The following is a 26,903-nucleotide window of genomic DNA, read 5'->3' as shown; positions in this document are numbered from 1 at the left end:
CGGCGGGGGGGGGGGGGTGGGGGGGCGGGGGGTGGGGGGATTAGCGAAACCTGTGGGGGGGCGCGGCCGGGCGCCCCCCTCCGGCCACTTGCAGGCCGTAATGGGTCGCCGCGCGCGCGCCGGCGCGCGCCGCCCCGGTCGGCTCCTCCGCCGCCATGCGTGCCGCTTCGGCGTTGCTCGACACGGCCTGGCGCTCCAGATGCGGCGCGTTGGTCGACAGCCAGCGCTGACACTGCGCGAGCGCCTGCGCATGCGCGCACACGCGCGTCACGCCGGTGAGGCCGCCGTTCAGCGTCAACAGATTGTGGTGGATCGGTAAAGCGAGTTCACCGCCGATCGTGAGTTGCGTTTGCAGCAATAGATCGAGCGTGCGCGACACCGCGCCTTCGGTCGAATTCTCGACCGGCACGACGCCGAATTCCGCAGCGCCGGCCTCGACCGAGCGGAAGACTTCGTCGATCGACGGACACGGCAGGCCTTCGATCGACTGACCGAAGTACTCATGCATCGCCTGTTCGCTGTAAGTGCCAACCGGGCCGAGGTACGCAGCCTTGATGGTCTTCTCGAGCGCGCGGCTCGCCGCCATGATCTCGCGCCAGATCGCGCTGATATGCTCGCTCGCGAGCGGCCCTTCGCTCATGTCCTGCAGACGTGCGATCACCTGCTGTTCGCGCTCGGGCCGGAACACCGGCGCGTTGAAATGCTTCTTGACCTCGCCCACTTCGAGCGCCACCGCGGCGCGCTGGTTGAGAAGCGCGATCAACTGCGCGTCGAGCGCGTCGATGCGTTCGCGAAGGGGTTTGAGTCGGGTATTGAGTTCGTCGTCCATGCGTGAAAACGGCCCTGCCGGGTAACTGCTGGAAAGGATGCGCGCGCCTGCTAGTCAGTGTGGCTCAGGCGCTGCGCTGTTCGAATTCCTTCATGTATTCGACAAGCGCTTTGACGCCCTCGAGCGGGACGGCGTTATAAATCGACGCCCGCATGCCGCCGACGGACTTGTGGCCCTTTAGCTGCACCATTCCCCGCGCTTTCGCGCCGGCCAGGAAATCTTCGTTGCGCGACTCGTCCGCGAGGAAGAACGGGACGTTCATCCGCGAGCGCGAGCCACGTTCGACCTTGTTCAGATAGAAGCTGCTCGAGTCGATCGCGTCGTACAGTAGCTTCGACTTCTCGAGATTACGCGCTTCCATCGCGGTAAGGCCGCCCTGCTTCTTCAACCACTTGAACACCAGCCCGGCGACGTAGATCGCATAAGTAGGCGGCGTGTTGTACATCGAATTGTTCTCGGCGACGGTCTTCCATTCGAACGCCGACGGGCAGATCGACTGCGCGCGATCCAGCATGTCTTCGCGCACGACCACCACCGTCACGCCGGCCATGCCGATATTCTTCTGCGCGCCGCCGAACAGCACGCCGTATTTGGCGATGTCCATGGGACGCGACAGGATGTGCGACGAGGCGTCGGCCACCAGCGGAATATCGCCGAGATCGGGAATCTCGAACGTCTCGACGCCGTGGATCGTCTCGTTCGTGCACAGATGCACGTAGGCCGGGTCGTCCGACAGTTGCCATTCCGAGCGCGCGGGCGCGCGGGTAAAACCGTCGGCCGTCTGGCCGCTCGCCGCCAGATGGACCGTGCCGTACTTCTGAGCTTCCTTCAGCGACTTCTGCGACCACGAACCCGTCACGATGAAATCCGCGCGCGGTTTCGCACCCATCAGATTCATCGGCACGATCGCGTTCTCGCCGAGACCGCCGCCTTGCAGGAACAGGATGCGATGGCTCGCCGGCACCTCGAGCAAGTCGCGCAGATCGACGAGCGCCTCCTCGTGGATCGACATGAACTCTTTCCCGCGATGGCTCATTTCCATCACGCTCATGCCGCTGCCCTGCCAATCGAGCATTTCGTCGGCGGCTTGACGCAGCACTTCTTCGGGCATGGCCGCAGGGCCGGCGGAGAAATTAAAGACGCGCATCGTGAGATCCTGGAAGCAGGCGCAAAAAAGGAAGATCGCGCAAAGTTCGGTGAAGTTGGCAGCCGGCCGAACAACCACCATCAAGCTGACAACCCGACTTTGCCGGCGCGATTTTCTGACGCGGGTTTCGGGCCATTTCGCGCCGAAAAAGAAAATGGCCGTCTGCGCGTGTGCGCAAACGACCATTATCGCATTGTCACTGCCAAGCCGCCAAACCCGGCGCGCCATCGGCCTACGAGGCGGGCCTGCCGGGCTGCGGCTGGCGCGATGTCAACGCAGCCTTTCGACCTTGGGCTGACTAATTGGCTTTACTTGGCCGGCTTGACCGACGCGACTTCCTTGTCGGCCTGGTCACGCGTTGCCTTGATCGATTGCGGCATGTACTTTTGCATCAAGCCGTTCACGACGTCGCGGCCCACCTGGTCTTGCACCTGGATGAACTTGCGGCCGGTCGGGCTCTTGTAGAACGCCGTCAGATCCTTGATTTCCGACGTGCTGTAGTACTTCGCGTAAGCGTCGTACTGAGCTTGCATGGCGTCTTGACGGAAACTGTCCGTGGCGAACACCTGGCCTGCGCCGTCAACCAGCTTCGGCACTGCGTTCTTTTGCAGCGTCGGGACGGAAGCCTGCTTCTGCTTGTCCGTCATCGTCTTGTTTTCGCTCAGCGCGTCCGACAGGATTGCCGGAACCAGCTGCTTGGCTTGCATCTGGGCGCTGTTGCCGATCGCGCCGACGAGCTTCTGCGCGTCGATTGCGTCCAACAGGTCCTTGATTGCAGCCTGCTTGGCCGGATCAACCGGTGCTGCGGCAGCAGCCGGAGCCGCCGGAGCCTGGCTTTGAAGCGCTTGAGCCATGGCAAAGGTCGGCACGAGGGCAGCCAGCAACATCAGTTGTTTGAATCGTTTTTGCATCATTACTCCCTAATAGAAATGAACTTGAGCAGCAAGCCGCGCGGGATACGTATCAGCCCGACACGCCATTATTCCCGGCGCAGCTTTCAACTAATCACTGAGACTGTAAGACGCTGACGCGAGTCAGGCCGCACCGCCCTCTTCGCCACCGTTGTCACCTTCTGCGGGACCTTCGGCGTCGCCTTCAGCATCACCTTCTGCTTCCGCCTCAGCGACCTGTTGCAGACCTGAAAGCTTGGTCCCTTCGTCAAGGCTGATGAGTGTAACACCTTGGGTTGCGCGTCCCATTTCTCGAATTTCCGACACCCGCGTACGGATCAGCACGCCGGTATTGGTGATCAGCATGATCTGCGCTTCCTGATCCACCAGCGTGGCGGCGACGACCTTGCCGTTACGCTCCGACGTCTGGATTGCGATCATGCCCTTCGTACCGCGACCGTGACGGGTGTACTCGGTGATCGGCGTGCGCTTGCCAAAGCCGTTCTCGGTTGCAGTGAGCACCGACTCCTGCTCGTCGCCGGCCACTAGCAGCGCGATCACGTTCTGCCCGTCTTCGAGCTGCATGCCGCGCACACCGCGCGCTTCACGGCCCATCGGACGCACGTCGTTCTCGTCGAAGCGGACCGCCTTGCCCGAATCCGAGAACAGCATGACGTCGTGCTGGCCATCAGTAATGGCGGCGCCGATCAGGTAGTCGCCCTCATCCAGGCCGACCGCAATAATACCCTTGCGCAACACGCGACCAAAGGCTTCCAGCGGCGTCTTTTTTACGGTTCCTAACGCGGTGCCCATGAAGACGAATTTGTCCGCCGAGAATTCCTTCACCGGCAAGACAACCGTAATCTTCTCGCCGTCCTGAAGCGGGAAGATATTCACGATCGGACGGCCACGCGAGTTCCGCGAACCTTGCGGCACTTCGTAGACCTTCACGCTGTAGACGCGGCCGCGATTGGAGAAGCACAGAATGTGATCGTGCGTGTTCGCGATGAACAGCGTGTCGATCCAGTCGTCTTCCTTCATCGCCGTGGCCTGTTTGCCGCGGCCACCCCGCTTCTGCGCACTATATTCGGACAGCGGCTGCGATTTCACGTAGCCGGCGTGCGACATGGTCACGACCATCTCTTGCGGCGTGATCAGATCTTCGGTGTTCAGTTCGGTGGCGTTCAGCTCGATCTTCGAGCGGCGCGCGTCGCCGAATTCAGCTTTGATCGACGTGAGTTCGTCGACGATGATCGCCGTAATGCGCTCTGGACGAGCCAGGATGTCCAGCAGGTCGGCGATTTGCGCCATGACTTCGCGGTACTCGCCGATAATCTTGTCCTGCTCCAGGCCGGTCAGGCGTTGCAGACGCATCTGCAGAATTTCCTGAGCCTGGGTGTCGGACAGACGGTAGAGGCCGTCGGACTGCATACCGAATGACGGATTCAATCCGTCAGGACGATAGGCTTCGCGACCGCCCGCCGTCGCGTTTTCCGTCTCGGCGCGCGACAACATTTCGCGCACCAGCGACGAATCCCACGGACGCGCCATCAATTCCTGCTTGGCGATCGGCGGAGTCGGCGCGGCTTTGATGATCGCGATGAACTCGTCGATGTTGGCGAGCGCGACCGCCAGACCCTCGAGCACGTGGCCGCGTTCGCGCGCCTTGCGCAGTTCGTATACAGTGCGCCGCGTCAGCACTTCCCGGCGATGCGACAGGAAGCACGACAGCATTTCCTTCAGGTTCAGCAGCTTCGGCTGGCCGTCGACCAGCGCGACCATGTTCATGCCGAAGGTGTCCTGAAGCTGGGTCGCCTTGTACAGATTGTTGAGAACGACTTCCGGCACTTCGCCGCGCTTGAGCTCGATCACGACGCGCATGCCGCTCTTGTCGGACTCGTCGCGGATGTCGGAAATGCCTTCGAGCTTCTTCTCGTTGACCAGCTCGGCGATGCGCTCCAGAAGTGAGCGCTTGTTCACCTGGTACGGCAGTTCGTCGACGATGATCGCCATGCGCTGGCCGCGGTCGATCTCCTCGAAGTGCGTGAGCGCGCGCATCACGACGCGGCCGCGGCCGGTGCGATAGCCGTCGCGCACGCCGGCCACGCCGTAGATGATGCCGGCGGTCGGGAAGTCGGGCGCCGGAACGATCTCGATCAGTTCGTCGATCGTGGCTTCGGGGTTCTTGAGCAGATGCTGGCAAGCGTCGACAACCTCGTTGAGGTTGTGCGGCGGGATGTTGGTCGCCATGCCGACCGCGATGCCGGACGAGCCATTGATCAGCAGATTAGGAATGCGCGCCGGCAGGATGGCCGGTTCGTTTTCGCTGCCATCGTAGTTTGGCGTGAAGTCGACCGTTTCCTTGTCGATGTCGGCCAGCAGTTCGTGGCCGATCTTCGCCATGCGGATTTCGGTGTACCGCATTGCCGCGGCATTGTCGCCGTCGACCGAGCCGAAGTTGCCCTGACCGTCCACCAGCATGTAGCGCAGCGAAAAGTCCTGCGCCATCCGGACGATGGTGTCGTAAACAGCCGTGTCGCCGTGCGGGTGATACTTACCGATGACGTCGCCGACAATACGCGCCGACTTCTTGTACGCCCGGTTCCAGTCGTTGTTCAGTTCGTGCATCGCGTACAGCACGCGCCGGTGCACCGGCTTCAGGCCATCGCGAACATCGGGAAGCGCACGCCCCACGATCACGCTCATCGCGTAATCGAGATACGAACGGCGCATTTCCTCCTCTAGGGAGATTGGCAGAGTCTCTTTGGCGAATTGATCCATTATCCGTATCTTTTACGTGCCAAGACGACGGCTTAACTTCACTTCGCCGCGCCTTCGCGTAAGCATTGCAGGCGCAACGCATCACGCGATTCTAACATGCCGCGAATCCGCTCCCGGCGTACCTACGTATACCTATTAGTGGGACGCACGAGAAGCGTTCCTGGGCGCCCATTTTCGAGACGGATCAGGCTCGATTCGTGCGTGGGGCAATTCGCCGCTCAGCCATGACTGGCGGAGCCTCCAGGGAATTGCTTTTGTTGCGCATGCACCACAATTGGAGGGTGATTTGATGGGGGGCAGATTTTTTTATCGTTGGAAGGGAACGATATGGCAAAATGCCAACGCACAAAGAGTTAGACACTGCTCGAAGTCTACACAGCACGTTTTTTGTTCTACACCGATGTTATACTTCGAGCAATGTATGACTTGTCTTCGTCAACAGGCTCGCAGTAAACCTGCGGTAATCTCAATTTCGAGAGGAGAAATATGAATAAACTTTCAAAGCTCGCGTTCATTGCAGCTACCGCGGTTATGGCTGCATCTGCCATGGCACAGTCGGTGCCGGCGTCGCGACAAGCTACGAACGACAACTGGGTGAATGGTACCGGCGAATACGTGTGGATGAACGGCACGAACGAGCTGTGCTGGCGCGATGCATTCTGGACGCCGGCAACGGCCAACGCAAAGTGCGATGGCGCTCTGGTTGCTCAAGCTCCGACTCCGCCGGCTCCGGTCGCACCTGCACCGGCTATTACGAGCCAGAAGATTACGTATCAAGCTGACGCACTGTTCGACTTTGACAAGGCAATCCTGAAGCCGGCTGGCAAGGAAAAGCTGGACGATCTGGCATCGAAGATCGGCGCGCTGAACCTGGAAGTCGTCGTCGCAACGGGTTACACGGACCGTATCGGTTCGGACAAGTACAACGACCGTCTGTCGCTGCGCCGTGCTCAAGCTGTGAAGGCATACCTGGTCAGCAAGGGCATCGAATCCAACCGTATCTATACGGAAGGCAAGGGTAAGCGCAACCCGGTCACGACCGGTTGCAACCAGAAGAACCACAAGCAACTCATCGCCTGCCTCGCACCGGATCGTCGCGTGGAAGTCGAAGTTGTCGGTACTTCGAAGCAGTAAGCTACAAAACTACCGCAGTATCAAAGCCCCGCTTCGGCGGGGCTTTTTTTATGTCCGGCCACTCGCGCGACGCCGCGCATGGGAACCGGGCTGGACCTCGAGCGGGCGGCATTTTGCCGCCCCGTCCCTCGACCTATATACTCAGGGTTTATCCTCGAGCGCCCGCTCACCGCTTTCTTCGAGGCAGCTTCCGCCATGACCAACGCCGATCCCCACGAACTGCAGAAATTTAGCGACCTCGCGCATCGTTGGTGGGACCCGAATGCCGAATTCAAACCGTTGCACGAGCTCAATCCGATTCGCCTGAACTGGATTGACACGCACGCGCATCTCGCGGGCAAGACCGTGCTGGATATCGGCTGCGGCGGCGGCATTCTGTCCGAGTCGATGGCAGGCTTGGGCGCGCACGTGAAGGGCATCGACCTGTCGACCCAGGCTTTGGGCGTGGCCGATCTTCACAGCCTTGAAAGTGGTGTAACCGTCGATTACGAAGAAATCGCCGCCGAGGCGCTCGCCGCCCGCGAGCCGGCTACGTACGACGTCGTGACCTGCATGGAAATGCTGGAGCACGTGCCTCAGCCTGCTGCCATCGTCGAGGCGTGCAAGACGCTGGTGAAACCCGGCGGCTGGGTGTTCTTTTCCACGCTAAACCGCAACGTGAAGTCGTACCTGTTCGCCGTGATCGGCGCCGAATACATCGCGCGAATGCTGCCTAGGGGCACGCACGACTACGCGCGCTTCATTCGCCCGTCGGAACTGGCGAGCTTCGTGCGCGCGGCCGACCTGCGCACGGCCGATATCAAAGGCATCGTCTATAACCCGCTCAGCAAGCATTTCACGCTGTCCGCCGACACGAGCGTGAACTACATGCTCGCCTGCCGACGCGACGTCTGATCCGCCCCGACCTGCCGGACCTATCGAATCAATGAGCGATCCCACGCCCCTGCCCCAACGCGAAGACAACGAAGACGCACTCGGTCTTTGCCAGGCTGTCCTGTTCGACCTCGACGGCACGCTAGCCGACACGGCGCCCGACCTCGCGGCCGCCGTCAACAAGATGCGCCACGATCGCGGGCTCGAGATGGTGCCGCTTGAAGATCTGCGCCCGCTTGCGTCCGCGGGCGCACGCGGGCTGATCGGCGGCGCGTTCGGGATCGGCCCCGATAGTCACGAGTTCGCGTCGATGCGCGAGGAGTTCCTCGCCAACTACGAAGCGGACCTGTGCATCGAGACCACGCTGTTTCAAGGCATTCCCGAACTTCTCGACGAGCTTGACGCACGCGGCGTGCGCTGGGGCATCGTGACGAACAAGGTGGCCCGGCTCACCGAGCCGCTGATCGCGCAACTCGGTCTCGAAGAGCGCGCCGGTTGTGTCGTGAGCGGCGACACCACGCCGCATTCGAAACCCCACCCGGCGCCGCTGCTGCACGCCGCGCGTGAACTGGACGTGGTGCCGGAGCGCATCGTCTACGTCGGCGACGATCTGCGCGACGTGCAGGCGGGTTTCGCCGCGGGCATGAAGACGGTCGCGGCGGCGTATGGCTACTGCGGCAACGATATTCCGCCGACCCAATGGCACGCGCAACACGTCGTCCAGTCGCCGGCTGAATTGCAGAGGCTGCTGCGCGACCTCGGCTGAAGCGCAGGCGGCGGCCAAAGCCAGGCCGCCGCGCCCGCCGCACCAATGAGTCAGGACGTGGCCGTTAATCTATTGTAAAATCTGCCTCTGGCTCAGAAACTTGAGCAACGAACCGCGGGGGCGACCTGGTTTCGACAGGGGTTGCGAAGCGGCTAGGGCATGTCGAGGCCCCGTCACCTCGTAAATCAGCGGGAAAAACGTAACTGCAAACGACGAAACGTTCGCACTGGCAGCCTAAGGGCCGCCGTCCTCTGCCTAGTTCACTGACGGGCTAGAGTCGCAAGACCGGTAGCAATACCGACAGAGGTCATATACGTCAGTTAAGCCTTGGTGGTGTCACGACATCCGGGTCGAAAACCTAGTGAATCGCCGTAGTGCAGCGTGTTCGTCCGCGTCACTATGGTTAAATCAAAAGACAGAACTACACATGTAGAACTAGTCGTAGAGTGCTTCTGGACGCGGGTTCGATTCCCGCCGCCTCCACCAGAACATGTTTCACGCCACACCATCAAGTCTCACCGGAAACCCGTAAGCGGCCTGCTGCTTGCGGGTTTTTTCTTATCCCCTGCGTCCTTCCCGCTGCGCGCTTTCCGGCACTATCCTTTTCATATCTCATCCCCGCGCTGTTCCCTGACGGACCCTATCCCAATCCTCTCGCGAAGAAGAAGTGATTGGAATAAAGGCACCCGCTCAGTCGTTTGATCCTCACGCGCGCGCACGCCGTGCCTCGCGTGAGACCAACACCAAAATCAGGAGCCGACATCATGCGCAAGACTCTCTTCTGCCTCGCCCTCCTCGCGCTGCAACAAAGCGCTTTCGCCGAAGCACCGAAAATCGTCGACGGGCGCTTCGTTAGTGCAGACGGCATGACGCTCTATACCTTCGACAAGGACACCACACCCGGCGTGAGCGCCTGCACCGGCGGCTGCATGAACTACTGGCCCGCGGCCACGGCTAGCGCATCGGACAAACCGTCCGGCGACTGGACCGTGATCACTGGTGCAGACGGCAAGCCGCAATGGGCGTACAAAGGCCATCCGCTGTATCGCTACGCGGCGGACAAGCAGGCGGGAGACATGAAGGGAGAAGGCTTCAAAGACATGTGGCACACGGCAAAGCCTTAAGCGCGCGCCGCGAGCCAACAACAACAACGCCAAGCTGAACCTGAGAGCCAAACGGAAGACGCCGGCAGAACGCCGGCGTCGCACTAACAACGGACACGCGCGTCCGCTTATTCGTCTTTAGGGCACTGCAGATTGCAGCCATTCGGATCGCCCATATCGCCTCGCTTGCGCATGGCCGATTTTTTGCCGGTCTGGTATTTATCCGTGGGCGCCGACGCCGCAAACGGCATTTGCGGATGCTCTGCAAGACGGAACTGATCTTGCAGAATGCCGCCCGGAACACCCGGCGAATTCTGTGCGAAAGCAACTGACGCGGTGGCGAGGAGCACACCAGCGGTCGCAACGGCAGCACATGCGTGAAGAATGACTTTCATATCGATCGGCGCGACGTAACGCGCGGTTAAGGCGGAAGCGGAAGCTTAGAGAGTATCCCAAACGGACGCCATACGCAGCGCCAAACTCAGCCTGACGTTTACCGCTGCTTACGCCACCGCTTCGCCCAAGCCTTCTTCGAGATCGACCACCTTGCCGCAGTCGTGCGGATCATAGCCTTCGAGCTGATCGACATTATGGCGAAACGCGCTGCCGCGCAGCAAATCGAGCACCGTCGCGAGCGGCGCACGTTCGAGGCGCGCGCGGTCGCAGGCAAAGTAATAGTCTTCGTCGACGACCGGAATGAAGTCGAGACCGAAGTGATGCGCAGCGGGCTCCACGCCGAAACCCACATCGGCCATGCCACTCGCGACGAACGCCGCAATCGCCGAATGCGTGAGTTCGGCCGACGCATAACCATTGACCCGATCCGGATCGACCCCGACTTTCCGTAGCGCGAGATCGAGCAACATGCGCGTGCCGGAGCCGGGCTGTCGATTCACGAAACGGATGTCGTCACGCGCGAGATCACCGAGGCCGGCGATTCCCTTGGGATTGCCCTTGCCGAGAAAGAGCCCTTGCTTGCGGCGCGTGAGATGCACGAGCACGTGACGCTGCGGATCGAGCCAGCGCCGATACGCATCCGCGCATGCCGCGCGAAACTCGCCGAGCGGCAAATGGAAGCCGGCCAGATCGCATTCGCCGCGCGCGAGCGCGCTGACGGCGTCCGCGCTGTCGCGATACTTGATGTCGACCGGCAGATCGTTGGCGACCAGCGCTGTCACGAGCGCGGCCACCGCGTAACCGTGCGACGCGAAAATGCGCACGTCGTCGGCGGGCGGGGCGAGCCAGCGGTTCAGATCGCTCGCCACTTCACTGGCGAGCGCCTGCATGTTGCCGTCGAGCCGCTCGCCGCACAGACGCTGCGCACGCAATACCGCTTGCCCGAGTTCGGAGAGCACTGAGCCGCGGCCGCGCTCCTTCGCGATCAGCGGACCGCCCAAACGCTCCTCGATACTGCGCAACAAACCCCACGCGTGACGGTAGGACAAACCCTTAAGCGTCGCCGCCTGCGCGATGCTGCCGGATTCATCCACCAGCGCGAGCAACGGCACCACGTCCGACAGGCTTGCCTCGCGGCCGTCCAGACCCTTCACCACCAGTTGCGCCTGACACTCGATTCTGATCATATATGTTCAACTCTTTCCTATTGCATCGGCTGAATCGCCCGCCTATTGTTCGGCTATCCCATATCGAATAAACAAAGCATAAGTGCACGCATTATGAATAACAAGTGCATATATGACTTTGGAGGAGCCCCCACTTGGACGATTCCATCGCCATCGCACCGGATCAACTCGTGCAGCGTCACGCGCACCCCGGCGTGTCGTTGCTAGCGGTTTTGCATGCGATTCAGGACGAAGTCGGTTACGTGCCACCCGCCGCAGTCGCACCGCTCGCCCGCGCGATGAACCTGTCGCGCGCGGAAGTGCACGGCGTGATCACTTACTACCATCACTTCCGCACGCAGCCGGCCGCAGCCGTCACCGTGCAACTGTGTCGCGCGGAAGCCTGCCGCAGCATGGGCACCGAAGCCCTCGCGCAGCATATCGAGGCGCACACCGGCTGCCGCTTCGACGCCGAACACCAGCACGGCGCGACGGTGGAACTGGAATCGGTGTATTGCCTCGGCCAATGCGCGCTGTCCCCGGCGCTGATGCTCAACGGCACGCTGCACGCCAGAGTCACGCCGCAAAAATTCGACGCGATCTTCGCGGCCGCCAGCAAGTGTGTGGAGGTGACGGCATGACGCGCATCTACGTTCCCCGCGATTCGTCGGCATTGGCGCTCGGCGCTGATGCGCTCGCTCAGGCGATCGAAGCCGAAGCCGCCCACCGCGGCGTTGAAGTCGAACTGGTTCGCAACGGTTCGCGCGGTCTGCTGTGGCTCGAACCGCTGGTCGAAGTGCAAACGCCTGAAGGCCGCATCGGCTACGCGAATGTCGAAGCAAGCGACGTCGCCGCGCTGTTCGATGCCGGCGTACTTGAAGGCGGAGCGCACGCAAACCGCGTCGGCGTGGTCGACGACATTCCGTATCTGAAGAAGCAACAGCGCCTGACCTTCGCGCGCATCGGCATCACGGATCCGCTTTCCATCGACGACTACGTCGCGCACGGCGGTCTCGAAGGCTTGCGCCAGGCTCTGCAAACCGACGGCGACGCCGCCTGCGAAGCCCTGATCGAATCCGGCCTGCGCGGCCGCGGCGGCGCGGCCTTCCCGGCCGGCATCAAATGGCGCACGGTGCGTGGCGCGAAGGCGGCGCAGAAGTACATCGTCTGCAATGCGGACGAAGGCGATTCCGGCACCTTCTCCGATCGCCTCGTGATGGAAAGCGATCCGTACATGCTGATCGAAGGGATGATCATCGCGGGCGTCGTGACGGGCGCGACGGTCGGCCATATCTACGTGCGCAGCGAGTATCCGCATTCGATCGCGACGCTCGAAGCGGCCATCGCCAAAGCACGCGCCGCCGGCTGGCTCGGCGACAGCGTGCTCTCGACAACGCATCGCTTCGAACTGTTCGTCGCGAAAGGCGCCGGCGCCTACGTGTGCGGCGAGGAAACGGCGCTGCTGGAATCGCTCGAAGGCAAGCGCGGCATCGTGCGCGCCAAGCCGCCGGTGCCGGCGCTCGTCGGTCTGTACGGTCAGCCGACCGTGATCAACAACGTCATCACGCTCGCCACGGTGCCGATCATCTTCGCGCGCGGCGCGGCGTTCTACAAAGACTTCGGCATGGGCCGCTCGCGCGGCACGCTGCCGTTCCAGCTCGCGGGCAACGTGAAGCAAGGCGGTCTGGTCGAACTCGCGTTCGGCGTGACGCTGCGCGAATTGCTCTACGACTACGGCGGCGGTACGGCGAGCGGCCGGCCGGCGCGCGCGGTGCAAGTGGGCGGCCCGCTCGGCACGTATCTGCCGGAAAGCCAGTGGGACATTCCGATGGACTACGAGGCGTACGCGGCAGTCGGCGCGGTCGTGGGCCACGGCGGCCTCGTCGTGCATGACGACACCTCGAATCTCGCCGAACTCGCGCAGTACGCCATGCACTTTTGCGCGCTCGAATCGTGCGGCAAATGCACGCCGTGCCGGATCGGCTCGACGCGCGGCGTCGAAGTGATCGGCCGGATTCGCAACGGCGATACGTCCACACGCCAGGTGCAGTTGCTGCGCGATCTGTGCGACACGATGGTGTCCGGTTCGCTTTGCGCGATGGGCGGCATGACGCCGTTCCCGGTGCTGTCCGCGCTCGATCATTTCCCCGAAGACTTCGGTCTCGCCGACGTATCTCATCACGCGCCGAAAGCGGCCTGACCCAGGAGCCCACCATGTCCGACCTGCTCAACTCTCCCACTGGCGGCTGCGGCTCAGGCAACTGCGCGTGTAAATCGCAGGCTCAGCAACAGCGTGCGCCCCGTTCCTTCTTCGACGACACCGATTTCGGCACACCCGAGCGCCACGCCGATGTCGACGTCACGCTCGAAATCGACGGCCAGTGCGTCACCGTTCCCGCCGGCACGTCCGTGATGCGCGCCGCCGTCGAAGCGGGCGTCAACGTGCCGAAGCTCTGCGCGACCGATTCGCTGGAACCGTTCGGCTCATGCCGTCTGTGTCTCGTTGAAATCGAAGGCAAGCGAGGCTATCCCGCTTCGTGCACGACGCCGGTCGAAGCCGGCATGAAGGTGCGCACGCAAACGGATCGTCTGCAGTCGCTGCGCCGCAATGTGATGGAGTTGTACATCTCCGATCACCCGCTCGACTGCCTCACCTGCCCCGCCAACGGCGACTGCGAACTGCAGGACATGGCGGGCGTTACCGGCTTGCGCGAAGTGCGTTACGGTTTCGACGGCGCGAATCACCTGAAGGACAAGAAAGACGAATCGAATCCTTACTTCACTTACGACGCGTCCAAGTGCATCGTCTGCAATCGCTGCGTGCGGGCGTGCGAAGAGACGCAGGGCACGTTCGCGCTGACCATCGCCGGACGTGGTTTCGAATCGCGCGTGGCGGCCAGCGAAAACGTGCCGTTCATGGAATCGGAATGCGTATCGTGCGGCGCATGCGTGGCCGCGTGCCCAACCGCGACCTTGCAGGAAAAGACCGTCATCATGCTTGGCCAGGCCGAGCATTCAGTGGTCACGACGTGCGCGTATTGCGGCGTCGGCTGCTCGTTCAAGGCGGAGATGAAGGGCAACGAGGTCGTGCGGATGGTGCCGCACAAGAACGGCCAGGCCAACGAAGGCCACGCCTGCGTGAAGGGCCGCTTCGCCTGGGGCTACGCAACCCACAAGGACCGCATCACCAAGCCGATGATCCGCGCGAAGATCACCGATCCCTGGCGCGAAGTGAGCTGGGAAGAAGCGCTCACGTACGCGGCGTCGGAATTCCGCCGCATTCAGGCGAAACACGGCCGCGATTCGATCGGCGGCATCACGTCGTCGCGTTGCACGAACGAAGAAACGTATCTGGTGCAAAAGCTCGTGCGTGCCGCGTTCGGCAACAATAACGTCGACACCTGCGCGCGCGTTTGCCACTCGCCGACAGGCTATGGACTCAAGACCACGCTCGGCGAATCGGCGGGCACGCAGACCTTTGCCTCGGTCGATAAAGCCGACGTGATCATGGTGATCGGCGCGAATCCGACCGACGGCCACCCGGTGTTCGGCTCGCGTCTGAAACGCCGTGTGCGTGAGGGCGCGAAGCTGATCGTCGTGGATCCGCGCCGCATCGATATCGTCGATACGCCGCACGTGAAGGCGTCGCATCATCTGCAATTGCGGCCGGGCACCAACGTGGCCGTCGTGAATGCGCTGGCGCACGTGATCGTCACCGAAGGCCTGGTCAATGAAGCGTTCGTCGCCGAGCGCTGCGAAACGCGCGCGTTCGAGCAATGGCGCGATTTCGTCGCACTGCCGGAGAACGCGCCGGAGGCAACCGAGGCTGTGACCGGCGTGCCGGCTCAATCGGTACGCGAAGCGGCCCGCATCTATGCGACCGGCGGCAACGCCGCGATCTATTACGGCCTGGGCGTCACCGAACACGCGCAAGGTTCGACGATGGTGATGGGCATCGCCAACCTCGCGATGGCGACGGGCAACATCGGCCGCGAAGGTGTGGGCGTGAATCCGCTGCGCGGTCAGAACAACGTGCAAGGTTCGTGCGACATGGGCTCGTTCCCGCACGAGCTGCCGGGCTATCGCCACATCAGCGACACGATCACGCGCACGCTGTTCGAAGAAGCCTGGAACGTCACGCTGCAACCGGAACCCGGCCTGCGCATTCCGAACATGTTCGACGCCGCCGTACATGGCACTTTCAAGGGTCTGTACTGCCAGGGCGAAGACATCGTGCAGTCGGATCCGAACACGCATCACGTGTCGGCGGCGCTGTCGTCGATGGAATGCATCGTCGTGCAGGACATTTTCCTGAACGAGACCGCCAAGTATGCGCACGTGCTGCTGCCCGGTTCGTCGTTCCTCGAAAAGGACGGCACGTTCACCAACGCGGAGCGCCGCATCTCGCGCGTGCGCAAGGTCATGCCGCCGGTGCCGGGTTACGCCGACTGGGAAGTCACGGTGATGCTCTCGCGCGCGCTCGGCTATGAAATGGACTACACGCATCCGTCGCAGATCATGGACGAGATCGCGCGTCTCACGCCGACCTTCCACGGCGTCTCGTACAAGAAGCTTGACGAGATGGGCAGCATCCAGTGGCCGTGCAACGAAGATGCGCCGGACGGCACGCCGACCATGCACATCGACACGTTCGTGCGCGGCAAGGGCAAGTTCGTGATTACGAAGTTCATCGCGACGCCCGAGAAAGTCACGCGCAAATTCCCGCTGCTGCTCACCACGGGCCGCATCCTGTCGCAGTACAACGTGGGCGCGCAAACGCGCCGCACCGAGAACTCGCGCTGGCACGACGAAGACCGGCTGGAAGTGCATCCGCACGATGCCGAAGAACGCGGCATCAAGACCGACGACTGGGTCGGCATCGAATCGCGCGCGGGACAAACCGTGTTGCGCGCGAAGGTGACCGAGCGTATGCAGCCGGGCGTCGTCTATACGACGTTCCACTTCCCCGAATCAGGCGCGAACGTGATCACCACCGATAGCTCGGACTGGGCGACCAACTGTCCGGAGTACAAGGTGACCGCGGTGCAGGTGATGCCGGTCGAACAGCCGTCGCAATGGCAGAAAGACTATTCGCGTTTCAACACCGAACAGCTCGATCTGCTGAAGCAGCGCGAGCTGGCCAACGCGACATCGGGCAAGTGAGGTCAGGCATGGACAATCAGAACCTGATCGACATGGCCAACCGGATCGGCGACTTTTTCGATTCGATGCCGGACCGCGAGGAAGCGCTCGCCGGTATTGCCGACCATATCCGACGCTTCTGGGAACCGCGCATGCGGCGCGCGTTGCTGGCGGCGCTCGATGAGCCGGATGCGAGCGGCATTGAGATGTCGAGCATCGTCGAGGAAGCGCTCGTCAAACATCGCGAGCAACTGACGCCGGCTGCGCCCACGACGGTGTAGCCACGCGGCGGCTGCGGCGGTGCAGCCTGGCCGCGCGCTCGCGCGCGTAAGCCAGGTCGCACCAATGATGGTGTACTGGGCCGCGACCGCAACGCTCCACTCACCGCGCACCACTGCACTTACCGCTTAGGCTCGACAGCCGGCCCGCGTCACAGGGCCGCCTGCTCCGGTATCTCGCCATTCACCGTGAACCAGGCTTCGCAATGCCGCAACAGGCCGTGCAGATCGGAGCCGGTGCGCCCGCGCGCGCTGATGTAGCCGTCCGGCCGCACGAGATAAAACGACGGCCGCGTGCGGCCGTACGATTCGGAGAGCGCCGGGCCGCCATCGCCGGTGGTATCCGTGATGCGCCAGATGCGCACCGCACCCGGCAGCAATCTCTCGACTTCCGCCGCCACGCGCTCCATTTCCGCGTCCGGCGGCGGCGCATGTTTCGCCGCCGGATCGAGCGGCGTTTCGTCGACGGGCAGCGGCGGCACCAGCAGGAACAGCGAGAAGAACGCCGGATCGTGCAGGTCGAAAATGCAGCCGACACCAGGCGCACGGCCGAGCGGTCCGTCCACCACATGCACCAGTGCGTCGGGCGCGCGCTCGCCGGCACGCGGGCCGCCGTCGAGCACGCGTTCGAGCGTCAGCGGACTGCGCCGGTACTGGATGGACAACTCGCTGATGGTGGCGCGCGCGGCGTCGCGCAGCGGACCCAGCGCGGCGAGGACCGGCATCACGCGTTCGCGCAGCAGCTTGAGCGGTCCGTGATCGGCCTCGGCCATATGCGTGATGAAACCGGTCTGCCGCAGCACGTCGCGTTCGATCGGATGACGTTCGAGGTGATAGGTGTCGAGCAGGCGATCCGGCGCCGCGCTCTTCAAGACGCGCGCCAGCTTCCAGCCGAGATTGAACGCTTCCTGAATGCCGGTGTTCATGCCTTGCGCGCCGGCCGGGCTGTGCACATGGGCGGCGTCGCCCGCGAGGAAGATGCGGCCGACGCGCAACCGGTCCACCATGCGGCTGTTCACATGGAAATACGAGGACCACGCCAGATCCGACACGTCGACCCGCTCGCGCACGCGCCTCGCGATCAGCGCCTTGCATTCCTCGAGCGACGGCGCCGGCACCTTGTTCAACGGCGGTTCGCCCAACACCGCAGGCGTCGCGGATGGCGCGACCGCGGCAGGCTCGAGCGCATGATCCGCGATCAGACGATGCCGGCCGTGGCCCATCGGAAACAGTGCCACCAGTCCTTCGCCGGACGCGAAGATATGGAACTCGTCTTCGGGCCAATCGGTTTCGGCGTGCAGATCGGCGAGCAGGAAAGTCTGCTCAAAGGTCTTGCCTTCGAAGCTCAGACCTAGCCGGTGACGGATCGCACTATGTGCGCCGTCGGCAGCGATCATGTACGACGGACGCATCGTCTCCGTGTGGCCGTCCGCGCGGCGCAGCGTCGCCTGAATGCTGGCGGAGCCTTGCGCGAACATCGTCAGCTCGACGCCGCGCTCGACCGTCACGCCGAGCGTCGCGAGATGTTCCGTCAGCAACCGCTCAGTCACGGACTGATCGAGAAACAGCAGATACGGATAGCGCGTGTGTAGCGGATCGAAATCGAGTTGCGCGAGACGCATGCCGTTCGAAAACAGATTGGCGATGCGCGCGCGATGGCCGAGTTCGAGAAACGGTTCGACCAGCCGATGCTGCTCGAGCAACTCGAGCGTGCGCGCCTGGATGCCGATGGCCCGCGAATACGGGTTCGGTTGCATGGCTTTGTCGATCAGACGCACGGGGATGTGGGCACGCGCCAGACTCATCGCAGCGGCGAGCCCGGTGGGGCCAGCCCCGACGATCAGCACCGGCGACGCATCGTTTGCGGCAGCGTCCATGCGGAACTCCGGAAACAACAATGCGTTCTAGTGTACGCCCGGAGGAAGTCGCCCTGGAGCGCCGCCGACAGCGCGCTGACGGTGCGCTGCATCAATCACGCGATTGGCTTGGGCTTGTTGTGGACTTGCTGTGAGCTCCGGTTCGCCTCAATGTGCGTGCGGCGCGTGATCCATTGCGCAGCGATGGTTCGTGGTGCCGAGGTCGACTTGCAGCGTCGCGTGCTGCATCGAAAAACGTTCGCGCAGCATGACGACAATGCCGTCGAGCGACTCGTCGCCGGGGTGGCCGGCCGGCATCACCAGATGCGCGCTGAGCGCATTGCCGGTGGTCGACAGGGCCCACACGTGCAGATCATGGACGTCGACGACGCCGGGCTGCCCCGCCAGATAGTCGCGGATGCTTTGCAGATCGACGCCGGGCGGCACCGCGTCGAGCGCAAGGCGCACCGAATCACGTAACAAGCCCCACGTGCCGACCACCACAACCGCCACCACGAGCAGGCTCATGACCGGGTCGAGCCACGTCCAGTTGGTGTAGAGAATCACGAGGCCGCTCACCGCGACCGCCGCCGAGATGCCGGCATCCGCCGCCATGTGCAGGAAGGCGCCGCGAATGTTCAGGTCTTCCTTCTGCCCGCGCATGAAGAGCCACGCGGAAATCCCGTTGACCACCACGCCAACGGTCGCGACGACGAACACCGCGAGCCCCGCCACCGGCGCCGGATTCATCAGCCGCCCGATTGCTTCGGCGACGATCACGCCGCACGCGAACAGCAACAGCCCGGCGTTGACGAGCGAGGCGAGGATCGACGAGCTGCCATAACCGAACGTGTAGCGCGCCGACGGACGACGCGTGGCGAGCCAGGCGGCGCCCCAGGCGAGCAGCAGGCCGAGGACGTCGGAGAGATTGTGGCCAGCGTCGGCGAGCAGCGCGGTGGAATGGGCGAGTACGCCGTAGACGGCTTGCGCGATCACGATGGCGATGTTCAACACGACGGCTAGCGCGAACGCGCGGCCGTGGCCTGCGACGGGGGCGTGAGCGTGGTGATGGCCGGCGTGGCTGTGACTGTGCGCATGCTCATGGCCGATGTGGCCATGCCCTTCGTGGTCGTGGTCGTTTTTCTTCATGACGGGTCCAATGATTCATCGCCGGCGGGTTCGGCCACATGTTCGAGCATGCCGGCCAGCATCGTGCTGATATGGCGGTCGGCGGCGAGATAGAAAACCTGCTTGCCCTGCCGCTCCGCGCGCACGATTCGCGCCGCGCGAAGCAGCCGCAAATGATGGCTCACCAGCGACGGCGACAAACCCAGCGCCTCGGCGATCGCCCCGACCGCGCGCCGCTCGTCGAGACACGCCAGCACGATGCGCAACCGCGTCGGGTCGCCGAGCAGGCGAAACAGGTCCGCGAGCGGCACGATGGTGTCGACCGAACGATCGTCAAAACTGGCAAACGAACTGGCGGACGCGAATGAAAAAGCCATGGCAGGCGGCACTGCGGAAGAACATATGAACATGTATTCATATGTTATAGATATCGAGACAACCGGTCAAATCGGAGTGCGGTCCGGCGAGTGTGGGAAAATGCGGCCTCTGCCTCACCCGAATGCCATCCCCCGTCATGCAACCTGTATTTGACCGCGCTTTCGCGGCGCATCGTGACGGCCGCCTCGACGACGCCGAACGCGGCTACCGCGCGACGCTCGACGGCAATCCCGTGCACGTCGATGCGTTGCACCTGCTGGGCGTCCTGCGCCACCAGCAGGGCCAGCACGCCGAAGCCGCCGCGCTCGTGCGGCGCGCGGTGAACCTGCGCCCGGAAGACGCCGCGCTGCAACTGAACCTGGGCAACGCGCTGAAAGCGCTGGGCCAGATCGACGACGCCATCGAACAGTTCCGCAATGCGCTGACGCTCGCGCCGTCGTTCCCGATGGCGCACTACAACCTGGGCAACGCGTACGCCGCCGCGGGCCGTCATGAAGACGCCGCCGACGCGTTCGAAAGGTCGTTGCGCCTGCAACCGAACGACGCCTCGTCGCATAACAACCTCGGCAACGCGCTACACGCGCTCGGACGCCACACGGAAGCCATCGCCGCGTTCCGGCGCACGCTCGAACTGCGTCCCGGCCACGCCGGCGCGCTCAATAACATGGGCATGTCGCTGAACGCGCTCGGTCGCGCGGAAGAAGCGGTCCCGTGTTTCGAGACGGCGTTGGCGGCCGAGCCGCGCTTCGTCGCCGCGCACTTCAATCTCGCCAATACGTTCGACGCCACCGGCCGCCATGCCGAAGCGGTCGCATCGTTCAGGGCAGCGCTGGCTTTGCAGCCGAACCTGCCGCCGGCCATCTTCGGCATGGGTAACGCGCTCGCGGCATTGGGATGCCACGCCGAGGCGCTGCCGTATCTCGAGCGCGCGGTCGGTCTCGATCCGCAATTCGCGCTCGCGTGGCTGAGTCTGGGCACCGCGCACCAGGCGCTGGGCGCGCATGGTCCCGCCGTGCGCGCCTTCGATCAGGCGCTGCGTCTGCGCCCCGACCTCGCCTCCGCGCACATGAACCGCGCGCTCGCGTGGCTCGCGTTGCGCGACTTCGCACGCGGGCTGCCGGAGTACGAATGGCGCCTGCAAACCATGGCGCAGCCGGTGATCCAGACGCTGCCGCGCTGGCACGGCGAGCCGATCGCGCAACGTACGCTTCTGGTCCACGCCGAGCAGGGTTTCGGCGACACGCTGCAATTCGTGCGCTTCGTCCCGCTCGCCGCGCAGCGCGCGGCGCGCGTCGTGCTCGAAGTGCAGCCGCAACTGCTGCCCTTGCTGGCCCCTGCCGCGCAAGCCTGGCGCGTGACGCTGATCGCCCAGGGCGCGCCGCGCCCCGCCGCCGATCTGCAATGCCCGCTGCTGAGCCTGCCCCTCGCACTCGGCACGACCTTCGACACCATTCCGGAGCGCACACCCTACCTCAGCGTGCCGAGCGCCTATGGCCGCAAATGGCGCGGCTCGCTCGGCGGCCAGGCGAAGCGCAAGATCGGCATCGCGTGGTCGGGACGCATCCAGCAAAACGAAACGCGTTCGATGCCGCTCGCCGCGCTCGATCCGCTGTTCGCACTTGAAGGCATCGACTGGATCGTGCTGCAGCCCGAGTTGAGCGCCGACGAACGCGCGGCGCTCGACGCGCATCCGCGTGCGGCGTCGATTCATTGCTTCGACAAGCGAATCGGCGATTTCGCGGACACGGCGGCGATCATCGAACGGCTCGACGCGGTGGTGTCGATCGATACGTCCATCGCGCACCTGGCCGGCGCGTTGCGCAAGCCGCTCTGGTTGATGCTGCCGTTCGCGGCGGACTGGCGCTGGTTTGCGGGCGAGACACGCAGCCCCTGGTATCCGGGTGCGACGCTGCTGCGTCAGCCGCAACCTGGCGCGTGGGGCGACGTCGTCGAGGCCGTGGCGAATGAATTGCGCAAGGGCTAGCGCGCACGCCATTTGGCGAATCGGGGCCGTGGCGAACGAACTGCGGAAGGGCTAGCGCGCACGCCATTTGGCGAATCGGGGCCGTGGCGAACGAACTGCGGAAGGGCTAGCGCGCACGCTGCCCGGCGAAATCAGCCGTCGCCGCCCGCGCAAAAAACAAAACCCCGCGTTCGTAAGAACGCGGGGTTTTTTATTTGCCCGAACGAATGGTGACCGGTGAAGCTCACGCCGTCCGATATTGATTGCGCGCTTCCGGCGTGCGATACAGCACCAACGTCGCAATCAACCCGCAAATCGCCGCCACACCCAGGAACAGACCCGGTGCCGCCTTGTTGCCGGTAGAGTGAATCAACAACGTCGAGATTGCCGGCGTGAAGCCGCCGATCGTCGTCGCGAGGCTATAGGCAAGCGAGAACCCGGCGGTCCGCACTTCGACCGGCATGACTTCGGTCAGCGCCACGACCATCCCGCCGTTATAGCTGCCGTACAGGAACGACAGCCACAGTTCGACCTCCAGCAGACGCGCGAACGACGGGTCCGCCACCAGCCATTGCAGCGCCGGATACGCGGTGATGATGGTCAGGATCGTGAACACCAGCAACACCGGACGCCGGCCGATACGGTCGGACAACGCGCCCGCGAGCGGGAGCCAGACCAGATTCGACAGACCGATGCAAACCGTGACGACCAGCGTATCGATCGACGACAGCTTCAGCACTTCCTTGCCGAAGGTCGGCGTGTACGCCGTGATCATGTAGAACGACACGGTGGTCATGATCACCATGCCCATGCCGCCGAGCACGATGCCCCAGTTCGCGGCCATCGTCCTCATGATCTCGCCCATCTTCGGATGGTGCTTGCGCGCCTTGAATTCTTCGGTCTCCTGCAACGAACGGCGAATCATGAACAGGAACGGCACGATCAGGCAGCCGATCAGGAACGGCACGCGCCAGCCCCAGGCGTTCATCTGGTCAGCCGGCAACAGCTTGTTCAGGAACACGCCGATCAGCGCGGCGAACACCACGGCAACCTGCTGGCTGCCCGACTGCCACGCGCAGTAGAAGCCCTTGTTGCCCTTGGTGGCGATCTCCGACAGATACACCGACACGCCGCCCAGTTCGACCCCGGCGGAGAATCCTTGCAACAGCCGGCCGCCCAGAACGAGCACTGGCGCCAGTAAGCCGATTGTCGCGTAACCTGGAATCGATGCGACCGTGAGCGTGCCGAGCGCCATCAAGCCGAGCGTGAGGATCAGGCCTTTGCGCCGGCCGTGATGATCGATGTAAGCGCCGAGGACGATCGCGCCGAGCGGCCGCATCAGAAAGCCCGCGCCGAACACCGACAGCGACAGCATCAACGAGGCGAATTCGTTGCCGCTCGGGAAATAGGTCTTGGCGATCGCCGAAGCGTAATAGCCGTAGACCATGAAGTCGTACATCTCAAGAAAGTTGCCGCTGACAACGCGGAAGACTGTCTTGACTTTGGATTCTTGCGATGTGGAAGTAGCGTGTGTCGCAGTAGACATGACATTCTCTGATGAGCCTGTCGCCACGCAGGAATCGGCGACGGCAGGCAGTTGAAACGATCCACCGCGTTCGGCAAGCGGATGCCTCGGACGGCTACAGGAGAACGCGCCCGGGGGCGCTGCATTTTCATGCTGAACGCATTGCCACGGTATCAGGGTAAACGTTGTGACTCGTACGGTGGCCGCTCCACGTAATGTTACCGTTGAAGTCGCTGTCGCGAAATGCATACAGTTTCCTTACACAGAATGGCCGATCGTCGCGCTAACATTTGCAGTCAGGCATTTCCGTTGATCACTACCCCGATGCGAACCACCCCCGCTCTTTCGCTGCGCCCCGCGACTCTCGCGGATGCCGCGCTCATTGCTTCGATCCACAGCACCAGTTGGCAGGCCACCTATCGCAGCCTGTTGCCCGACGCATTTCTCGACGGCGAAGTCACGCACGAGCGCGCAGCCTATTGGGAAGCGCGCCTGAGCGCGCCCGGCGGCGAACGCCGTATCGTACTGATCGCCGAACTCGCGGGCGAGCCCACGGGTTTTGTTTGTGTCGAACGTCAACCGGAGTCCGCGTGGGGCGTGCTGCTCGATAACCTGCACACGCTGCCGAACTATCAGGGCATCGGCGTCGGCAAGCTGCTGATGCATGCCGCCAAGGACTGGGCTCGCGCGCAGGGCGAGACGCAGCTCTATCTGTATGTGCTCGAAGGGAATACGCCGGCGATCGGCTTCTATGAACGGCAAGGCTGGCAGTTCGTCGGCGCCGAACCGGATCATATGGGCGGCGTGGATATTACAGCGTTGCGCTACGTCTACAGGCTCGATCGATAGGACAAGCGTCACCTGTCTGATCGTCGTCCAGGGTTGACCGATCCTGGACGGATCGACATATCTTTTCGGAACCGTCCGATCCCGGCGTCGGCTGCTTCCCGGCATCATCCTCCGCACCCTGCTGGCTTCACAGTGACCCGCGCATGCGCCCATGCGCCCGTGTGCTTGTCCAGAGGACAACGCGGGTGTTCGGCGGCGACGTACGGCGTGCATGTCTGGCGTTTTACGCGCATCGCACCGAGGCCTGAGTCCCCGCAGATCCCGGGACCGCCGAGTGGCGGCCCCTTTAAAAGGCGCTGGAAACGATCGATGTCCACCATTCCTTTCACCCCGATCCAGGGCTACCTGGCCATGCCGCGCCTGCGTCCGCTCGGTCATGTGCCGGCGTCCTTCGGCCGCGACTGGGCGCTGCGTCCGCCTGGTTACAGTTTGCGGGCGGAACTCAAGGCACTCTACGCCGCCATGCTGCGCACGTTCTGCATGAGCGATCAGGCCATTCGCTCGCTTTGCCGATGGTCGCCGTCGGACGAGCAGCGCGCGGCTGCGGCGCCGGCTCCGGTGTTTGAAAAGCCATTCGACGCTGCTGCGCAAATGGCCGCGGACGCCCCGGCCGTCCCGCCGGTTCCGCTGCATGCCTATGCAACGGCGGCGCGCGGGTCCCGCCATCATTGGAGTGCGTTGGCGGGCGGTGCCTGCGTGCTCGGCGGCGCTGCGATGCTAGGGTGGATTGGGTTCGATCATCTGATGCATCGCGACACGGCCACTCATGTGGATTTCGCGGGCAAGGTCTCGGACGAGCTCGACTCGCAATCGACGAAATTTCAGCCACCGGCTGTGGTAAGCGCGTCTGCGGCAGTCGCGGGTTCAACGCCCGCATTGTCGAGCGCGACGCCCAGGTCGGCATCCGCGTCGATTCCCAAGGCAGCGTCAGTATCGATACCTGCTTCGATCTCGTCGCCCGCATCGCGCTTAGCTCCGGCGCGCGTCATCGCTGAAAGACCCGCCTCACAACGCCGCAAGCTCGTCCGCGACAAGAGCGGCGCACAACCCGGACAAATTTATCCGCGCGGCGCGAGTCGCGCCGTCGCAAACCAACCGTCGCACAGAGCGGCAATCGCCGATGACGTGGCACGCGGCGCGATCCCGAAAGTCGCGGCAAATGTGTCGCCGAAGCCGTCGGCTGCCGGATCCTATTCGCCTCTCGCTCCGGCTCGGCTCGGTGTCGACGAATACGCGGGTGTAACGATGTCCGCTGCAACGCACGTCCGCGATCTTGCGCCGCTGCCGCGCACCGGCTCGCCAAACAATGCGTCCGGCACCAGCGGGACCGAATGGATGAACCATCTTTCTCAGCGACGCGTGACCGACGTTCCGGATCAATTCGCAAAGTAAGCACGACACGACCACACAGACGTGGCGTAAATACAAAAAAGCCCGGCCATTCACGAATTCACGAGTGACCGGGCTTTGTTGCGTTCATGCATTTACTTCTGAATCGGCAATCCCATTTCGGTTTGCCGCTGCAGTTGCATCACTTCGCCCTGCACCTGGCGCAACTGCGCCTGCACCCTTTCCTTGTCCGCGTGCAGCGCGGCCGCTTCGCCTTGCGTTTGACGCTGATAGTCGTTGACCTTGGCCTGCTGGGTGCGAGCCACGTCGAGATCGGCTTGCAAGCGTTTCGCGCGATCTTCAGACATTGCAATGACGTCTTCGATGTACGCCTTCTGCGCCTGCAACTGCGTGCGGCGAATCTCGACATCCGCGAGTTGCGCTGTCTGCTGGGCAAAGCCCGCGTAGATCGCTTCCGCGCGCGCCGCGTCCTCGGACTTGATCACCCGCCAGAAATGTTTTTCCTGAAATAACGCGACGTAGTACGTCATTTCCCGCGGATAGAAAAACAGACTGGCGCCGTAACTGCCGTTATACGTGGTGCGCAGTTCGCTCAGCTTCGCGTCGTGAATCATCTGCATCAGTTCGGCGACATTGCCTTGCGCATCGCCGGCCGTGGCCGACGTAGCTGATGCCGCGTTGCGCAGCGCATCGGCGACAGGCTGCGGCGTGAGGGTGTTGATGGCCGGCCGTGTGCCGACCAGCGGCGCGGCCTCGTCGCTTTGCGCGGCCAGTACGAAACCGCCCTGCTGCAACAGCGCACACGAGGTCGCGAGCAGCATGGCGCGCCGTACTATTAAGGGGTACTTCATACGTGCATGCTCCATGCGAATCCAAAACAGCCGCAGATTATCGCGCGGATTCGTCCTTAAGCGAAGCATTCAAATGCCACGCGGACGGACTTTAAATCGAGATGAATCGCCAGCGAATGATTTGGTCAAGTCGGCCCATCTATCGCGAAATAAACACGTTCGGATAAGACGAAAATGCGGCGTTCCGTCTCGTGCGGATGACGCTGAATTTACGTTGGGGTTGTACGAATTCGGCCGTAAGCGGATTCGCAATATGGAGATAGAGTGACTGCTAGTGAGATACGCGCACTCCGGTCAAGAAAAAACTCGCATTCCTGACTATCTATCGCGATAACGAGATGTCCCCGCGACTCCGAAAATTAGAATGCCGCACGAACCAGCAGACTGATGCAAAAGGCGAGCGAGAAGCCAGCCAATAGAACAGCAAGAGAAAAACACAAGAGGCGGGGCCCCGCGGCCCCCACCCGGGGGGGGCCCCCACCCCCCCGCGGGGCCCCC

The 26,903-nt window shown here is 63.2% G+C and carries 21 protein-coding genes, 1 other RNA gene and 1 pseudogene; 12 read left to right on the top strand and 11 right to left on the bottom strand.

Annotation, left to right across the window (positions count from 1 at the left end):
* Positions 1 to 82 precede the first annotated feature (82 nt).
* From pheA to gyrA, 4 genes and pseudogenes are all read right to left on the bottom strand, one after another.
* A pseudogene (gene pheA / locus PQR32_RS39845) lies at positions 83 to 829 on the bottom strand (chorismate mutase); the annotation flags it as partial.
* Between the two features lie 64 nt (positions 830 to 893).
* Positions 894 to 1,976, bottom strand: a complete 1,083-nt coding sequence (gene serC / locus PQR32_RS39840) for a 3-phosphoserine/phosphohydroxythreonine transaminase (protein WP_408240707.1) — start codon at positions 1,974 to 1,976, stop codon at positions 894 to 896.
* A 308-nt stretch (positions 1,977 to 2,284) separates the two neighbouring features.
* Positions 2,285 to 2,887, bottom strand: a complete 603-nt coding sequence (locus tag PQR32_RS39835; RefSeq protein ID WP_408206778.1) for a DUF2059 domain-containing protein — start codon at positions 2,885 to 2,887, stop codon at positions 2,285 to 2,287.
* Positions 2,888 to 3,010: 123 nt separating this feature from the next.
* A complete protein-coding gene (gene gyrA, locus PQR32_RS39830; RefSeq protein WP_408216078.1) occupies positions 3,011 to 5,647 on the bottom strand; it encodes a DNA gyrase subunit A in 2,637 nt (878 codons plus the stop codon).
* Positions 5,648 to 6,133: 486 nt separating this feature from the next.
* Here gyrA and ompA point away from each other — a divergent pair, with 486 nt between their 5' ends.
* From ompA to PQR32_RS39805, 5 genes are all read left to right on the top strand, one after another.
* The gene (gene ompA, locus PQR32_RS39825; RefSeq protein ID WP_028200089.1) at positions 6,134 to 6,781 is read left to right on the top strand and encodes an outer membrane protein OmpA; all 648 of its coding nucleotides are present in this window, start codon (positions 6,134 to 6,136) and stop codon (positions 6,779 to 6,781) included.
* Between the two features lie 195 nt (positions 6,782 to 6,976).
* Positions 6,977 to 7,675, top strand: coding sequence for a bifunctional 2-polyprenyl-6-hydroxyphenol methylase/3-demethylubiquinol 3-O-methyltransferase UbiG (gene ubiG, locus PQR32_RS39820; protein WP_408240703.1), 699 nt, complete (start codon positions 6,977 to 6,979; stop codon positions 7,673 to 7,675).
* A gap of 31 nt (positions 7,676 to 7,706) precedes the next feature.
* Positions 7,707 to 8,420 carry an HAD family hydrolase gene (locus tag PQR32_RS39815; RefSeq protein ID WP_408240700.1) on the top strand — a complete coding sequence of 238 codons (714 nt, stop codon included), beginning with the start codon at positions 7,707 to 7,709 and terminating at the stop codon, positions 8,418 to 8,420.
* Positions 8,421 to 8,536: 116 nt separating this feature from the next.
* Positions 8,537 to 8,906: a transfer-messenger RNA gene (gene ssrA, locus PQR32_RS39810) on the top strand.
* Between the two features lie 278 nt (positions 8,907 to 9,184).
* Positions 9,185 to 9,544, top strand: coding sequence for a COG4315 family predicted lipoprotein (locus PQR32_RS39805; protein ID WP_012433989.1), 360 nt, complete (start codon positions 9,185 to 9,187; stop codon positions 9,542 to 9,544).
* Between the two features lie 107 nt (positions 9,545 to 9,651).
* Here PQR32_RS39805 and PQR32_RS39800 read toward each other — a convergent pair whose 3' ends face one another.
* A complete protein-coding gene (locus PQR32_RS39800) occupies positions 9,652 to 9,918 on the bottom strand; it encodes a hypothetical protein (protein WP_132373499.1) in 267 nt (88 codons plus the stop codon).
* 108 nt (positions 9,919 to 10,026) lie between these two features.
* Positions 10,027 to 11,106: a substrate-binding domain-containing protein gene (locus tag PQR32_RS39795; protein WP_408240697.1), complete on the bottom strand. Its 1,080-nt coding sequence runs from the start codon at positions 11,104 to 11,106 to the stop codon at positions 10,027 to 10,029.
* A gap of 134 nt (positions 11,107 to 11,240) precedes the next feature.
* Between PQR32_RS39795 and PQR32_RS39790 the strand changes: the two genes are divergently transcribed.
* Genes PQR32_RS39790 through PQR32_RS39775 form a run of 4 tightly spaced genes read left to right on the top strand, consistent with a single transcriptional unit; the run spans position 11,241 to position 16,508 of the window.
* On the top strand, positions 11,241 to 11,726 hold the full coding sequence (locus tag PQR32_RS39790; RefSeq protein WP_408240694.1) for an NAD(P)H-dependent oxidoreductase subunit E: 486 nt from the start codon (positions 11,241 to 11,243) through the stop codon (positions 11,724 to 11,726).
* Positions 11,723 to 13,285, top strand: coding sequence for a formate dehydrogenase beta subunit (locus PQR32_RS39785; RefSeq protein WP_408240692.1), 1,563 nt, complete (start codon positions 11,723 to 11,725; stop codon positions 13,283 to 13,285). The genes PQR32_RS39790 and PQR32_RS39785 overlap by 4 nt, the downstream gene beginning before the upstream one ends.
* Positions 13,286 to 13,299: 14 nt before the next feature.
* Positions 13,300 to 16,248 (top strand): formate dehydrogenase subunit alpha, encoded by a 2,949-nt coding sequence (gene fdhF / locus PQR32_RS39780; RefSeq protein ID WP_408240689.1) that lies wholly within the window; start codon positions 13,300 to 13,302, stop codon positions 16,246 to 16,248.
* A gap of 8 nt (positions 16,249 to 16,256) precedes the next feature.
* Positions 16,257 to 16,508 (top strand): formate dehydrogenase subunit delta, encoded by a 252-nt coding sequence (locus tag PQR32_RS39775; RefSeq protein ID WP_408240686.1) that lies wholly within the window; start codon positions 16,257 to 16,259, stop codon positions 16,506 to 16,508.
* Between the two features lie 149 nt (positions 16,509 to 16,657).
* Here the strand turns inward: PQR32_RS39775 and PQR32_RS39770 are convergent, their stop codons facing one another.
* The 3 genes from PQR32_RS39770 to PQR32_RS39760 all read right to left on the bottom strand — a co-directional run bounded on the left by PQR32_RS39770 (position 16,658) and on the right by PQR32_RS39760 (position 19,866).
* A complete protein-coding gene (locus PQR32_RS39770; protein ID WP_408240683.1) occupies positions 16,658 to 18,382 on the bottom strand; it encodes an FAD-dependent monooxygenase in 1,725 nt (574 codons plus the stop codon).
* A gap of 147 nt (positions 18,383 to 18,529) precedes the next feature.
* Positions 18,530 to 19,510, bottom strand: coding sequence for a cation diffusion facilitator family transporter (locus PQR32_RS39765; RefSeq protein ID WP_408240680.1), 981 nt, complete (start codon positions 19,508 to 19,510; stop codon positions 18,530 to 18,532).
* The gene (locus tag PQR32_RS39760) at positions 19,507 to 19,866 is read right to left on the bottom strand and encodes an ArsR/SmtB family transcription factor (RefSeq protein ID WP_408240677.1); all 360 of its coding nucleotides are present in this window, start codon (positions 19,864 to 19,866) and stop codon (positions 19,507 to 19,509) included. Before PQR32_RS39760 ends, PQR32_RS39765 begins: the two co-directional genes overlap by 4 nt.
* A gap of 137 nt (positions 19,867 to 20,003) precedes the next feature.
* On the opposite strand from PQR32_RS39760, the gene PQR32_RS39755 reads away from it, so the two are divergent.
* Positions 20,004 to 21,851 carry a tetratricopeptide repeat protein gene (locus tag PQR32_RS39755; RefSeq protein ID WP_408240674.1) on the top strand — a complete coding sequence of 616 codons (1,848 nt, stop codon included), beginning with the start codon at positions 20,004 to 20,006 and terminating at the stop codon, positions 21,849 to 21,851.
* A gap of 223 nt (positions 21,852 to 22,074) precedes the next feature.
* On the opposite strand, the gene PQR32_RS39750 is transcribed toward PQR32_RS39755, so the two are convergent.
* The gene (locus PQR32_RS39750) at positions 22,075 to 23,376 is read right to left on the bottom strand and encodes an MFS transporter (protein ID WP_408240671.1); all 1,302 of its coding nucleotides are present in this window, start codon (positions 23,374 to 23,376) and stop codon (positions 22,075 to 22,077) included.
* A gap of 303 nt (positions 23,377 to 23,679) precedes the next feature.
* Between PQR32_RS39750 and PQR32_RS39745 the strand changes: the two genes are divergently transcribed.
* On the top strand, positions 23,680 to 24,204 hold the full coding sequence (locus tag PQR32_RS39745) for a GNAT family N-acetyltransferase (protein WP_408240668.1): 525 nt from the start codon (positions 23,680 to 23,682) through the stop codon (positions 24,202 to 24,204).
* A gap of 309 nt (positions 24,205 to 24,513) precedes the next feature.
* Positions 24,514 to 25,596 (top strand): hypothetical protein, encoded by a 1,083-nt coding sequence (locus PQR32_RS39740; RefSeq protein WP_408240665.1) that lies wholly within the window; start codon positions 24,514 to 24,516, stop codon positions 25,594 to 25,596.
* Between the two features lie 92 nt (positions 25,597 to 25,688).
* On the opposite strand, the gene PQR32_RS39735 is transcribed toward PQR32_RS39740, so the two are convergent.
* Positions 25,689 to 26,405, bottom strand: coding sequence for a DUF2968 domain-containing protein (locus PQR32_RS39735; RefSeq protein ID WP_408240662.1), 717 nt, complete (start codon positions 26,403 to 26,405; stop codon positions 25,689 to 25,691).
* Positions 26,406 to 26,903: the final 498 nt, after the last annotated feature.

This window comes from Paraburkholderia dipogonis, assembly GCF_046027395.1.
In the GTDB taxonomy this organism is placed as follows: domain Bacteria; phylum Pseudomonadota; class Gammaproteobacteria; order Burkholderiales; family Burkholderiaceae; genus Paraburkholderia; species Paraburkholderia dipogonis_A.
This window is presented reverse-complemented; position numbering and strand designations above follow the sequence as displayed.